The 12,675-nt window shown below is 76.0% G+C and carries 11 protein-coding genes, 2 pseudogenes and 1 riboswitch; of the genes and pseudogenes, 7 read left to right on the plus strand and 6 right to left on the minus strand.

Going from position 1 to position 12,675, the window contains the following annotated elements; translation table 11 throughout:
- Positions 1 to 14 precede the first annotated feature (14 nt).
- Positions 15 to 521, minus strand: coding sequence for a DUF402 domain-containing protein (locus AC0OO9_RS12090; protein WP_484517295.1), 507 nt, complete (start codon positions 519 to 521; stop codon positions 15 to 17).
- A gap of 69 nt (positions 522 to 590) precedes the next feature.
- Between AC0OO9_RS12090 and AC0OO9_RS12095 the strand changes: the two are divergent.
- Positions 591 to 2,011: pseudogene (locus AC0OO9_RS12095) on the plus strand (ATP-dependent DNA helicase); the annotation flags it as partial.
- Between the two features lie 153 nt (positions 2,012 to 2,164).
- Positions 2,165 to 2,860 (plus strand): annotated as a pseudogene (locus AC0OO9_RS12100) (ATP-dependent DNA helicase); the annotation flags it as partial.
- Positions 2,861 to 2,864: 4 nt separating this feature from the next.
- On the opposite strand, the gene AC0OO9_RS12105 reads toward AC0OO9_RS12100, so the two are convergent.
- A complete protein-coding gene (locus tag AC0OO9_RS12105) occupies positions 2,865 to 4,232 on the minus strand; it encodes an AI-2E family transporter (RefSeq protein ID WP_484517296.1) in 1,368 nt (455 codons plus the stop codon).
- A gap of 88 nt (positions 4,233 to 4,320) precedes the next feature.
- Here AC0OO9_RS12105 and AC0OO9_RS12110 point away from each other — a divergent pair, with 88 nt between their 5' ends.
- Positions 4,321 to 4,659 (plus strand): GroES family chaperonin, encoded by a 339-nt coding sequence (locus tag AC0OO9_RS12110; RefSeq protein ID WP_121400053.1) that lies wholly within the window; start codon positions 4,321 to 4,323, stop codon positions 4,657 to 4,659.
- A 99-nt stretch (positions 4,660 to 4,758) separates the two neighbouring features.
- The gene (locus tag AC0OO9_RS12115; RefSeq protein ID WP_165947924.1) at positions 4,759 to 4,926 is read left to right on the plus strand and encodes a hypothetical protein; all 168 of its coding nucleotides are present in this window, start codon (positions 4,759 to 4,761) and stop codon (positions 4,924 to 4,926) included.
- Between the two features lie 9 nt (positions 4,927 to 4,935).
- Here the strand turns inward: AC0OO9_RS12115 and AC0OO9_RS12120 are convergent, their stop codons facing one another.
- Positions 4,936 to 6,423, minus strand: coding sequence for a PrsW family intramembrane metalloprotease (locus AC0OO9_RS12120; RefSeq protein ID WP_484517297.1), 1,488 nt, complete (start codon positions 6,421 to 6,423; stop codon positions 4,936 to 4,938).
- Between the two features lie 22 nt (positions 6,424 to 6,445).
- A riboswitch (SAM riboswitch) is annotated at positions 6,446 to 6,565 on the plus strand.
- A 47-nt stretch (positions 6,566 to 6,612) separates the two neighbouring features.
- Here AC0OO9_RS12120 and AC0OO9_RS12125 point away from each other — a divergent pair.
- A complete protein-coding gene (locus AC0OO9_RS12125) occupies positions 6,613 to 7,893 on the plus strand; it encodes an aminotransferase class V-fold PLP-dependent enzyme (RefSeq protein WP_484517298.1) in 1,281 nt (426 codons plus the stop codon).
- A 78-nt stretch (positions 7,894 to 7,971) separates the two neighbouring features.
- Here AC0OO9_RS12125 and AC0OO9_RS12130 read toward each other — a convergent pair whose 3' ends face one another.
- Positions 7,972 to 8,910 (minus strand): DMT family transporter, encoded by a 939-nt coding sequence (locus AC0OO9_RS12130; RefSeq protein WP_484517299.1) that lies wholly within the window; start codon positions 8,908 to 8,910, stop codon positions 7,972 to 7,974.
- Here AC0OO9_RS12130 and AC0OO9_RS12135 point away from each other — a divergent pair.
- Positions 8,909 to 10,300 carry an aminotransferase-like domain-containing protein gene (locus AC0OO9_RS12135; protein ID WP_484517300.1) on the plus strand — a complete coding sequence of 464 codons (1,392 nt, stop codon included), beginning with the start codon at positions 8,909 to 8,911 and terminating at the stop codon, positions 10,298 to 10,300. The two genes, AC0OO9_RS12130 and AC0OO9_RS12135, sit on opposite strands and share 2 nt — an antisense overlap.
- Positions 10,301 to 10,411: 111 nt before the next feature.
- Here AC0OO9_RS12135 and AC0OO9_RS12140 read toward each other — a convergent pair whose 3' ends face one another.
- Positions 10,412 to 11,668 (minus strand): FUSC family protein, encoded by a 1,257-nt coding sequence (locus tag AC0OO9_RS12140; RefSeq protein WP_484517927.1) that lies wholly within the window; start codon positions 11,666 to 11,668, stop codon positions 10,412 to 10,414.
- Between the two features lie 74 nt (positions 11,669 to 11,742).
- On the opposite strand from AC0OO9_RS12140, the gene AC0OO9_RS12145 reads away from it, so the two are divergent.
- Entirely contained in the window at positions 11,743 to 12,378 is a 636-nt protein-coding gene (locus AC0OO9_RS12145) for an HD domain-containing protein (RefSeq protein ID WP_484517301.1), read from the plus strand.
- Here AC0OO9_RS12145 and AC0OO9_RS12150 read toward each other — a convergent pair.
- A complete protein-coding gene (locus tag AC0OO9_RS12150) occupies positions 12,375 to 12,662 on the minus strand; it encodes a DUF4031 domain-containing protein (protein WP_484517302.1) in 288 nt (95 codons plus the stop codon). The genes AC0OO9_RS12145 and AC0OO9_RS12150 overlap by 4 nt on opposite strands.
- Positions 12,663 to 12,675 lie beyond the last annotated feature (13 nt).

Raw genomic sequence — 12,675 nt, forward strand, 5'->3', positions numbered from 1 at the left:
CCGGCGCCGGCGGGTCAGACCACCAGGGCCAGCCACTTCCGGTACGACGTGGCGAACGGCTCGGTGCCGTCGCCCAGTGCGTCGAGGAGCCACCGGGCCGCCGCCTCGGCCTGCGCCACCACGTCGTCGGGGTAGCCGAAGCGGGCCCGGTGCTCGGCGAACTCGTCCTCGTCGCGCAGCTCCACCAGGCCGGTGGTCCGGCGGCGCACCACGTCGAGGTCGAGGTCGATGAGGTGGACGGTGTCGTCGTCCTCCCAGCGGGCCGGGCTGGCGATGTCGCAGTAGACCTCGCTGGTCCGGGGCGGCGGGTTGAACATGCCGGTCCACCAGGCGTGGTGCGGCACCAGGAGGACGAACGGGATCTGCTCCACCGACGGCCGGCCGTGGTAGACGGACTTCGTGCCCTCGGTCACGCCGAGCCAGACGCCGAGCTCGTCCTCGGCCAGCCGGCGGGCCGGGTAGTCGCGGTGGGCGCTGCCGTCGTACTTGCGGTAGATCACGCGGACCACGTCGCTCGGCATGAGTCGCACCCTAACCGATACCGCCCATCCGTCGCCGCACGGAAGTAACCGGACGCGGTCGGTGGGAGACCGTACCGTGACGACGCCACGCCCGGATCGGCGCGGCCGGTGTCGGGGACGGCGGGTACCGTCGCACGGTGACTCCGCGCCTCGCCACCGGTTCCGCCGCCCCCTCGCCCCGCACCGGAGGCCGGCGGCGGGGCGCCCGGCCGAGCGGGGTGGAGCTGCTCGCCGCCGCGGTCGGCGCGGTGCCGGGCGGGGCGGCGCGTCCCGGCCAGCAGCAGATGGCGACCGCCATTGAGGAGTGCGTGCAGGCGCGGGAGCACCTGCTGGTGCAGGCCGGCACGGGCACCGGCAAGTCGCTGGCCTACCTGACGCCCGCGCTGACCGTGGACGGCCCGGTGGTGGTCTCCACGGCCACCCTGGCGCTGCAGTCCCAGCTGGTCGACCACGACCTGCCCCGGCTCGCCGACGCCGTGGAGCCGGTGCTCGGCCGGCGGCCCACCTTCGCGGTGCTGAAGGGGCGGCACCACTACCTCTGCCTGGCCCGGCTGGACAACTCCACCGAGGACGAGCCGGAGGACACCCTCTTCGACGCCCCGGCTGCGCGCCCCGGCGGCGGCACGAAGTGGCTCGGCGAGGCGGGTCGGCTCGGCAAGCAGGTGCAGCGGCTGCGCGACTGGGCGGAGAAGACCGACACCGGCGACCGGGACGAGCTGGACCCGGGCGTCGACGACCAGGCCTGGCGGCTGGTCTCCATGCCGGCCCGGGAGTGCGTCGGCGCGTCCCGCTGCCCGTTCGGCGCGGAGTGCTTCGCCGAGGCGTCCCGGGCCCGCGCCCGGGAGGCCGACATCGTGGTCACCAACCACAGCCTGCTCGCGGTGGACATGCTGGCCGGCCGGCACATCGTGCCGCCGCACAAGCTGCTCATCGTCGACGAGGCGCACGAGCTGGCCGACCGGGTCTCCTCCGCCGCGCAGGCCGAGCTGGTGCCGGAGCTGATCGACCGCTCCGCGAAGCGGGCCCGCCCGCTGCTGCGACCGGACGTCGCCGAGTCGCTGACGGCGGCCGGCGACGCCCTGGCCGTCGGGCTGGCCGAGGCACCGGCCGGGCGGATCACCTCGGGGCTGCCGTCCCCGCTGCACGAGGCGTGCACCCTGCTCGACGCGGCCACCCGGGCGGCGCTCGACGCGATCGGCGACGTCAAGTCCGACGACCCGGATCCGGTGCGCAAGCAGCAGGCCAAGGCGGTGCTCGACGAGCTCTCGGCCACCGCGCAGCGGCTGCTGGAGGAGGCCGACCACGACGTCGCCTGGGTGGAGAAGAACGACAACACCGGTCGCCGGGCGCTGGTGGTCGCGCCCCTCTCGGTCGCCGGCACGCTCGCCACCCATTTGTACGAGGAGCGCACGGTCGTCGCCACCTCGGCGACGCTGACGCTGGGCGGCCGGTTCGACACGGTGGCCCGGGCACTGGGCCTGGAGGCGCCCCCGGCCGACCCGCCGTCACCGGCCGCCGCCGCCATGGCCGCCCGGTCGGCCGGGCGCACCGGCACCGCCGCACCGGCACGAGGCACCGGACCGTCCGACGGCGGCGCGGCCCAGGGCGGCCGGGCGCAGGACGGCGCCGCACAGGGTGTCGCGGCGGTGGCGCCGGCCACCTCGGGGCCGGGCTGGCGCTCCCTCGACGTCGGCTCGCCGTTCGACTACCCCCGGCAGGGCATCCTGTACGTCGCCGCGCACCTGCCCCGGCCCAGCGTCTCCGGGCTGCCCGACGCGGCCGGCGAGGAACTGCTCGAGCTGGTCACCGCGCTCGGCGGGCGTACCCTCGGCCTCTTCTCCTCCCGGCGGGCCGCGCAGCAGGCGGCGGAGCTGCTGCGCGCGCGGACCGACCTGCCGGTCCTGCTCCAGGGTGAGGAGGCGCTGCCGCTGCTGGTACGCCGGTTCCGGGAGGAGAAGTCCAGCTGCCTGTTCGGGGTGATGTCGCTCTGGCAGGGCGTCGACGTGCCGGGCGACTCCTGTCAGCTGGTGGTCATCGACCGGCTGCCCTTCCCCCGGCCGGACGAGCCGCTGGCGGCGGCGCGGGCCGCGGCGGTGGACGCCGGCGGGGGGTCGGGTTTCGCGGCGGTCAGCGTGCCGATCGCCGCGATCCGGCTGGCCCAGGGGGTGGGGCGGCTGATCCGGTCGACGGGCGACAAGGGCGTGGTGGCGGTCCTCGACTCGCGCCTGGAGACGGCCCGGGGCTACGGGCCGTTCCTGCGCCGGTCGCTGCCGCCGTTCTGGTACACCACCCGGCCGGAGGTCGCCCGGGGCGCCCTCGACCGCCTCGCCAAGGTCTGACCCGTCAGGGCGCCTGGGAGGCGACGACGACGGCGTCGGGCGGGGTGTCCGGAACGGTGCGGGCGGCGAGGCGGCGGACGGCCGTGTTGAGCACGGCGATCAGCGGCACCGAGACCAGCGCGCCGGTGATCCCGGCGAGGACCACGCCGGCCGCGATGCCGATGATGACCGCGAGCGGGTGGATGGCCACCGCCCGGCCCATGATCAGCGGCTGGAGGAGGTGCCCCTCCACCTGCTGCACCCCGATCACCGCGCCGAGGATGATCAGCGCGGTCACCGGGCCGCTGTCGACAAGCGCGACCAGGACCGCGACGACGCCCGACAGGGTCGCACCGACGATCGGGATGAACGCACCGAGGAAGACCAGCGCGGCGAGCGGGAAGGCGAACGGGATGTCGAAGATGACCAGGAAGACGCCGATGCCGACCGCGTCGATGAAGGCGACCAGCACGGTCGCCCGGACGTAGGCGACCAGCGTCGCCCAGGACGCCCGCCCGGCGTCGTCGACCTTCCAGCGGGCGGCCACCGGCAGGAGCCGGACCAGGAAGCGCCAGATCTTGTTGCCGTCGCGCAGGAAGAAGAACGTGGCGAAGAGCACCAGCAGCGTGCCGGTCAGCACCTCAGCCAGCGTGGCGGCCGTGGAGAGGGCGCCGCTGGTGAACTTCTCGGTGTTGTTGTTGATCCACTTCTGGCCCTCCTCGATGTAGTTGTCGAGTTGGCCGTCGGAGAGGTGCAGCGGGCCGGTCTTCAGCCAGTCCTGGATCTGCCGGACGCCCTCGGAGGACTTCTTGCTCAGCTCCGGCACGCCCTGGATGAACTCGTTCACCACCAGGGTCAGCGTCCCGATCACCGCGGCCAGGCCGCCCACCAGCACCACCGCCGTCGCCATGGACCGGGGAAGGCGGGCCCGCAGCAGCCAGCCGACCGCCGGCGCGAGCAGCGCCGAGAGCAGCAGCGCGACGGCCAGCGGGATGACCACGATCCGGACGGTGCCGACGACCTTCAGCAGCGCCCAGGCCACGACGCCGATCACGATCAGCCGCCAGGACCACGCGGCGGCGATCCGCAACGCGTGCGGCACGTCCGCGTCGTCCCGGCTGGAGGTGGAGTTGTGCATCGCCCCGGGCGGCGGGGCGCCGACCACGGTCGCGGACGGCGCCGCCACCGGGCCGGGGGACGTCGGCGAGGCCACGCCGGCCGACTCGGGGCCGTCGGCCGGATCCGTACGGCGTGCCCGCGCCGCCTCCCGGCCCGACTCGTACGCGCGACGGAGCCGTCCGCGGATCTGCTCGAAGCGGCTCAAGCGCACCTCCTGGCAAGAGACCGGCCCGCCCACGCCGGTGGGCGGACAGGATACGTCCGACGACGCCACCGTAGGGCAGGTCCGCCACACATTGCCCCCGGCCCCCGGCGCGTAACCGCCCACGGCCCGCCGACCGGGACACGGTAGCGTCTGCGGCGTGACCGCCGACCAGAATCTCGACTCCAAGCTGCCGATCCGCCTGCTGCACGACCGTGTCCTGGTGCGGATGGAGGGGAGCGAGGGTGAGCGACGATCGACCGCCGGCATCGTGATTCCGGCGACCGCCGCCGTGGGCAAGCGGCTGGCCTGGGCCACGGCCGTGGGCGTGGGGCCGAACGTGCGCGCCATCGTCTCGGGCGACCGGGTCCTCTTCGACCCCGACGACCGCTCCGAGGTCGAACTGCACGGCCGCGGGTACGTGCTGCTGCGCGAACGCGACGTGCACGCCGTGGCCGCCGAGCGGGTCGAGAACGACTCCACCGGCCTCTACCTCTGAGCCCACCCCGCCCCGCCCGCCCGGATGAGGGCGCCGGTGCCGTTTGCGTCGCCCCCCGCCGGGAAGCCAGCCGCATCACCGGCCCTGGGGAGGGACGCGATGCCGGTACTCGTGAAGAAGATTCTGCTCTGGGGGAGCGTCGCGTTCCTGATCTACTTCATGGCCTTCCGGCCGGAGGGCGCGGCGGAGATGTTCAAGGCCATCGGGGCGGGACTGATGGCGATGGCGCAGGGCCTCGGTGACTTCCTCACCAGCCTGATGACCTGACGACCGGGCTCAGGGGCGGCCGGGGTGCCACGGCGCCGGCGGCTGCTGGCCGTACCAGCCGGGCGGGCCGAAGCCGGCCGGCGGCGGGGGCGGCGGGACGAGCACCACCGGGATCGGCACGACGGGCTCGTCCGGCGCCTCGACCGACCGCTGCGTGCCGTCCGGGAACCGCAGGTGGTAGCGGTGCCCGTCCCAGATCCCCGCCGGCACCTGCGGGTCCCGGCCCACGAAGAACGACCGGTACGCGCCGATCGCCTCCAGCAGCTCCCGTTCCTCCCGCGCGGTCCGCTCCCGGTCCACCGGACGCCGGTCCAGGCCGCGCAGCGCGCCGTCGCGCAGCAGCGCCAGCCGGGTCGCCGCGAACTGGTAGCCGCGCATCGCCCTCAGCCCGCCGTCGCCGGCCACCCGCTTGGCCCACACCCGGGCCGCGTGCCGCCGCCCCAGGCTGCTCAGCGCCGCCACCTCCGGCGGGGTCAGCCAGCCCGCCCGCACGTAGTCCGGGAGCATCCGCTCGGTGAGCCGCCCCTCCCAGGCCCGCAGCCACAGGGCGAGCCCGACCATGGCGAAGAAGACCGGCACCATCACGCCGATGAAGCCGTACAGCATGATCAAGGCCTGTCCGGTGGCCTGGGTGAGCGTCGGCAGCAGGTTCCACAGCCCGTGCAGCATCATCGCCAGCAGCAGGCCGGCGAGCGGGGCGAGCACCCGGACCCACCGGCTGGCGGTGCGCGCGGCGATGCCCAGCCCCACCCCCGTCATGGAGGTGAAGAGCGGGTGGGCGAAGCCGAAGAGCAGGATCCGGACGATGAAGATGGCGATGACCTGCTGGGTGCCGGTCGCCGGCCCGTACCGCTCCGCGCCGCTGGCGTAGCCGTGGCCGCCCAGGTAGAGGATGTTCTCCACCATGGCGAACCCGATCGCGGAGAGCCCGCAGTAGACCAGCGCGTCGGTGATCCCGGAGATCTCCCGCCGGCGGAAGATCAGCAGCAGGATCGGCCCGAGGGCCTTGGTCAACTCCTCGATGAACGGCGCGACCAGCACCGCGGTCAGCGCGGTCGGCAGCCCCCAGTCCTCGAACAGCCCGGCGGAGAACTCGTTGACGGTCAGCGAGGCCGCGGTGGAGACGAACGCGCCCCAGGCGAAGCAGAAGATCAGGTACTTCAGGGGCTCCGGCTCGTAGCGGTCCAGCCAGAGGAAACAGGCCACCAGCACCGGAACCGGGAGGATCGCGGCGGCCACGCCGATCAGCAGCGCCTCGGCGCCCAGGTTCTCGCCCAGCGTGAAGAGCATGAACAGCGCGCACGCCGCGATGAACAGGACGGCGCCGGCCAGCACCAGGGCCCGACGCCACCCCAACCGGCGCAGCGGCATCCCGGGCCCCGCCCCACCGGGCGGCGGAACGGCGGGCGCGGTCGGCGACGGCGGCAGGGGTGCGCCGGGCGGGGTGTCGGCCATGCGGTCAGCGTAGCCATCCCCGGCCGCCTGTTCCGGCCGCATTCACCCGGCTATGCTGCGGGCAGGTCACGAGCGCCAGCGTCAAGCCCCGGCTTGCTGGCCGGCAACCCTCGTCGAGTTCGCGGTGGGGTGCCCCGGGTGATGACCGGGCCCGGCCCGATCGCGTGCCGGGCAAGCGCGGACCCCGCCCGTGTGCGCCCACCCGGGGTCCCTGGACCCGGAGGTCGGCCCATGACCGTCACCCTCGCACCCCCGCCCGCGCCGCAGCCGCCCGCCGTCGCCGATCCGCTCGACGTGCTCGGCGTACCCGGCCAGGTGAACCTCGACTACGCGGCCACCGCGCCCTGCGCGCGGGCCGCGGCCGACGCGGTGGCCGAGCTGCTGCCCTGGTACGCCAGCGTGCACCGCGGCGCCGGGGCGCTGTCGCGGCGCTGCACCCTCGCCTACGAGCGCGCCCGGCAGACGGTCGGCGACTTCCTCGGCGCCCGCGCCGACGACCACGTGGTCTTCACCCGCAACACCACCGACGCGCTGAACCTGCTGGCCCGGGCGCTGCCCGCCGGCACGACGGTGGTCACCTTCGGCGGGGAGCACCACGCCAACCTGCTGCCCTGGCCGCGTGGCTCGGTGCGGCTGCCGGTGCCCCCGGATCCCGCCGGGGCGGTCCGCGCGCTGGACGCGGCGCTCGGCGAGCTGCGCAGGCCGGATCCGTCGGGCCCCCGCAGCGCGCAGCAGGGCCCGCCCGTGCTGGTGGCGGTGACCGCCGCGAGCAACGTGACCGGGGAGCGCTGGCCGGTGGCCGAGCTGGCCCGGGTGGCCCGGCGGCACGGCGCCCGGATCGCGGTGGACGCCGCGCAGCTCGCCCCGCACGCGCCGGTGGACGTCGCCGCCCTCGACGTCGACTACGTCGCGCTCTCCGGCCACAAGCTGTACGCCCCGTTCGGCGCGGGGGTGCTCGTCGGGCGCGCGGACTGGCTGGACGCCGCGCCGCCGTACCTGGCCGGCGGGGGTGCCACCAGCCACGTCGGGGCGGCCACCCACGACGTACGGTGGGCGACCGGCCCGGCCCGGCACGAGGCGGGCACCCCGAACCTGCTCGGCGCGGTCCCCCTGGCGGCGGTCTGCGCCGCGCTGGCCGACGCGGACCGGGACGCCCTGCACGACGCCGAGCAGGCTCTGCTGACCCGGCTGCGCGAGGGCCTCGCGGCCCTGCCGCACGTGCTGGAGCTGCGCATGTTCGGGCCGACGGCGCCCCGGGTGGGGATCGTGTCGTTCGTGGTGGCCGGCCGGGACTCGACGGAGGTGGCGGCGGAGCTCGCGGCGACGTACGACATCGGGGTGCGCGACGGCCTCTTCTGCGCCCACCCGCTGGCCCGGCGGCTGCTCGACGAGGCGGCCGCCCGCGCCGGCCGGCGGGACCTGCCGCCGACCGCCCTGCGCGCCAGCATCGGCCTGGGCAGCACGACCGGGCACGTGGACCGGCTGCTCGCCGCCCTCGCCGCGCTGGCCTGACCGACCGGGGGCACCCGCCGGCCCACTCCCCCGGGCCGGCGGGGCGGCCGACTCCTGTGCGCCCCCGCACCGTCCCCGTCAGGCCTTCCCCACCGCGGGTGCCGGCGCGCGGTCGCGGGTGCGCTGGATCAGCACCACACACGCCAGCACGGCCACCGCCGCCGCGATCGAGGCAGGGGTGACGGCCTCGCCGAGCAGCAGCGCCGACCAGGCCAGGGTGAGCACCGGCTGGGCGAGCTGGATCTGCCCGACCTGCGCGATGCCGCCCCGGGCCAGGCCCGCGTACCAGGCGAAGAAGCCCAGGAACATGGAGACCACGGTGAGGTAGCCGAACGCCGACCAGGCGACGGGGTCGGCCTGCGGCGGGGCGGCCACGGCGGCGACGACCATGACGGGGACGGTGACGGGCAGCGAGAGCAGCAACGCCCAGCAGATCGTCCGGGCGCCGCCCAGCTCGCGGGCGAGCGCGCCGCCCTCGGCGTACCCCAGGCCGCAGAGCACGACCGCCGCGAGCAGGAACAGGTCGGGCGGGGCGAGGGCCCCGCGTACCGCGCCGCTGGCGCCGAGGAAGGTGAGCACCGCCAGCAGACCGCCGGCGCTGGCGGCCCAGAACAGCGGCGGCGGCCGCTCGCCGGCCCGCAGCACCGCGAACACGGCGGTCATGGCGGGCAGCACGGTGATGACGACCGCGCCGTGCGCGGAGGTCTGGGTGCTGAGCGCCAGCGAGGTGAACAGCGGGAAACCGACGACGACGCCGAGGGCGACGACCGTCAGCCGCCGCCACTGCCCGCGTGTGGGCCGCGGGGCGCCGGTGGATCGCAGGTACGCCCATGCCAGCAGCGCCGCGCCGACGGCCCGGCCGAAGGCGACGAACCACGGGTCGAGCTGTTGCACGGCGACGCGGGTCGCGGGCAGCGACATGCTGAAGGCGAGCACGCCCAGCGCGCCGAGGGCGAGACCGACCGTCCGGTCCGCCGTTACCGTGGTCCTGACAGTAGCGCTACTGTTCCCGTTCATGAATGACGGTAACGCAGCCGACCGCGTCGTCCAAGACCTGCGCGGGCTCGCGGCTGCCGCGGATCCCGGCACGCGGCTGCCCTCGGTGCGCGAGCTGACCGCCCGCCACCAGGCCTCCCCGGTCACCGTCGCCGAGGCCATCCGCCAGCTCGTGGCTCAAGGGCTGGTCGAGACGCGGGCCGGCAGGGGCACCTTCGTGGCCGCCCCGCCACGCGAGTGGCGCGCCCCCGACCTGTCGTGGCAGACCGTGGCGCTCGGCCCCCGCCGGCCGGGCGAGGACGAGATGCAGGCGCTACTGGCGTTACCGCCCGCCGGAGCGATCCCGCTGTCCGGGGGCTACCTGGACGGGGAGCTGCAACCCGCCGCCGCGCTCGGGGCCGCGCTCACCCGTGCCGCCCGGCAGCCCGCGTCCTGGCAGCGCGGGCCGGCCGAGGGGCGCGAAGACCTGCGCGCCTGGTTCGCCCGCGAGTCCGGGGCCGGGCTGCGCGCCGAGGACATGGTGGTCTGCCCGGGCGGGCAGGCCGCCCTGTCGTCCGCGCTGCGGGCGCTCGCCGCGCCCGGCGACACCCTCCTCGTCGAGTCGCCGACCTACCTGGGCGCGCTGGCCGCCGCCCGGGCGGCCGGCCTCCGGGTGGTGCCCGTGCCCGCCGACGCAGACGGGGTACGCCCCGACCAGCTCGCCGCCGCGTTCGCCCGCACCGGCGCCCGGCTGTTCTACTGCCAGCCGCTGCACGCCAACCCGCACGGCGCGACGCTCGCGGAGGACCGCCGGGCCCGGGTCGCCGAGGCCGTACGCGACGCCGGGGCGTTCCTCATCGAGGACGACTACGCCCGCGACCTCACCATCGACGGCCAGGCCCCGCCACCGCTGGCCGCCGACGACCCCGACGGGCACGTCGTCTACCTGCGTTCGCTGACCAAGTCGACCGCTCCCGGGTTGCGCGTCGCCGCGATCGGCGCCCGCGGTCCGGCCGGCGCCCGGCTGCGGGCGGCCCGGCTGCTCGACGACTTCTTCGTCGCCGGGCCACTGCAACAGGCCACGATCGAGTTCGTCACCACCCCGGCCTGGGCGCGCCACCGCCGCGCCCTGCGCACCGCCCTGCGGACCCGCCGCGAGGCCCTGCTGACCGCGCTCCGCCGGCACCTGCCGGAGCTGGCCCGGCAGCCGGTCCCGCGCGGCGGCATGCACCTCTGGGTACGCCTGCCGGAGGGCACCGACGACGTCGCGCTGGCCGGCGCCGCGGCCGCCCAAGGCGTCATCGTCCTCCCCGGCCGCCCCTGGTACGCCGCCGAACCCCCGGCCCCCCACCTTCGCCTCACCTACGCCGCCGCCCCACCCGACCTCATGGACGAGGCCGTCCGCCGCCTGGCCCGCGCCCTGCGGACCTGACCGGGTCGACGGGGATAGGGTCACCCGCTCGCGCCGTGCCGGCCTGGGCGGGTCCCACACGGGTGGTGCGGTCACCCGCCCGCGGGCCTGGGCGGGCCGATGGGGTGCGGGTCAGCCGAGCGGCGGGGCGGCGGGCGGCTTCGGGGCGTCGTCCCGCTCCCCCTCGCCGCCCGGCCGGTCCTGGTCGCCGAAGGACTGCCGGACCCCGCGGTTCGCCTCCTCCTGGCTGATGCCGGAGGCCACCATCAGGTCGCTGGCGGTGGTCCGCACCTGCGCGATCACCACGCTGCCGGAGAAGCCGACCCCGTCGGCGTACGCCCGGCCGGCCTCGCTGACCGCGCGCAGCGCCCGCTCCCGGGCCTGCTCGGGCTCCTCGCCGACGGCGAACTCGTGCTTGAGCAGGCGTACCGACTCGGCGAGATGGGCGACCGCGTCCGGCATCGTCTCCGGGATGGGCTCCTCGTCCTCGATCAGGGTCACCGCGCGCCGGGTCAGCGTGCCGGCGTTGCGCATCGCCCGGTCGATCGGGTCGGCGGCCTCGGCGTAGTGGGTGAGCTCGTCGCGCCGGTGCCACCGGGCCGGCGAGAGCGTGGTGGTCTCCTTCGCCCCCTCGATGGCCTCGGTGAAGGCGGTCATCTCCTCCTGGTTGTTGCGGAGCCGGTCCAGGGCCCGCTGGGCCTTGTCCCGGTCCCGGTCCCGCAGGGCCTCCGCGGTCACGTCGAGCTGGGCGGCGAGCAGGTCCAGGGCTGGCCGGGCGGCCCGGTTGATGACCCGCAGCGGATTGAGCGGCAGCAGGATCGCGGTGACCAGCAGCGCGATGCCGCCACCGACGAACGCGTCGATGAACCGGGGGATCTCCAGGTTCTCGGTCGACGGGCTGAGCGTGACGATCAGCACCGCCGTGGCCGCCGCCTGGATGACGATGGCCACGCTGGCGCCCGCGAAGATGGTCAGCATGATGGCCAGGGTGACCACCAGCCCGAGCTGCCACGGGCCGGTGCCGAGCAGGTAGATGAGGAAGTCGCCGACGGCGACCCCGATGGCCACTCCGACGATCAACTCGACCGTGCGGCGGAACCGCTGGCCGACCGAGGCGGCGAGGGTGCCGACCGCGGAGATCGGCGCGAAGACCGGCTGCGGGTTGCCGAGCAGCTCGTGCGCCGCCAGCCAGGACAGTCCGGCGGCGAGGCCGGCCTGCACGGCGAGGCCCATCGCCATCCGCAGCCGGTGCAGGCGGTCGTGCAGGGTGGTCTTGCTGCGGTGCCGCAACGTCTTCACGGCCTCGGCGACCCGGGCCGCGTCCAGTTCCTTGCCCCGGTCGCGCAGTATGGCGCGTCGCACCAGTGAGGGTCGACGGTCCCGGGCCACGGCCATGGCGGGGACTACCCGTGCCGCGCCGGGTGAATCCTCGCCGGCGACGGCGGTAGGGCAGACTCGGCCGGGTGGTCGACCTTCTCGACCGGTGGCGGGCCGCGGCCCGGGGCGCCGGGATGACCGACGCGGCGGAGCTGACCCGGGTCGGCGAGGACCTGCTGGCCCGCTGGCGGGAACCGCACCGGCACTACCACGACGTCGACCACCTGACGGCCGTCCTCGACGTGGTCGACGCCCACGCGCCGGCCGCCGGGCGACCGGACCTGGTGCGCCTCGCGGCCTGGTGCCACGACGCCGTCTACGACCCGCGCGCCGGGGGCGACGCCAACGAGCGCGACAGCGCGGCGCTCGCCGGGACGCTGCTCACCCGGGCGGGCCTGCCGGCCGACGCCGTGGCCGAGGTGCGCCGGCTGGTGCTGCTCACCGCCGGGCACGCCGTGGAGCCGGGCGACGCCGACGGTGCGCTGCTCTGCGACGCCGACCTCGCCGTCCTGGCGACGCCGCCCGAGGCGTACGACCGCTACGCCGCGGCGATCCGACGGGAGTACGCGCACGTGCCCGAGCCCGACTTCCGGGCCGGCCGCGCCCGGGTGCTCGCCGGGCTGCTCGCCCTGCCGGCGCTGTTCCGGCTGCCGCCGCTGGCACGGCGCTGGGAGCCCCGGGCCCGCGCCAACCTGGCCCGCGAACTGTCCACGCTCCGCTAGCCCTCCGCCCCCGCCCCACGCGGGCGGGCCAGGTGCTTGGGGCGGCGCAGCCCGGCCTGCCGGAGCAGGCGCACCAGCTCCCGGCTCGGCACCACCCGGGCACCCAGCCAGACCGCCATCGCGAACCGGTCGGCCGGGATGTCGTAGTGGTCCCGGTCGAACCCCCGGCGGGGCGCGCCCAGCATCTCGGCGAAGGCGTGCAGCTCGGCGGGGGAGACGTCGCTGATCAGGTGGGACCAGAGCCGCCCCCGCCACGGCCAGGCGGGCCGGTCCAGGTAGAGCATGCCGGCCAAGGTA

The sequence above is a fragment of the Micromonospora sp. USAFONa4 genome, assembly GCF_057197825.1.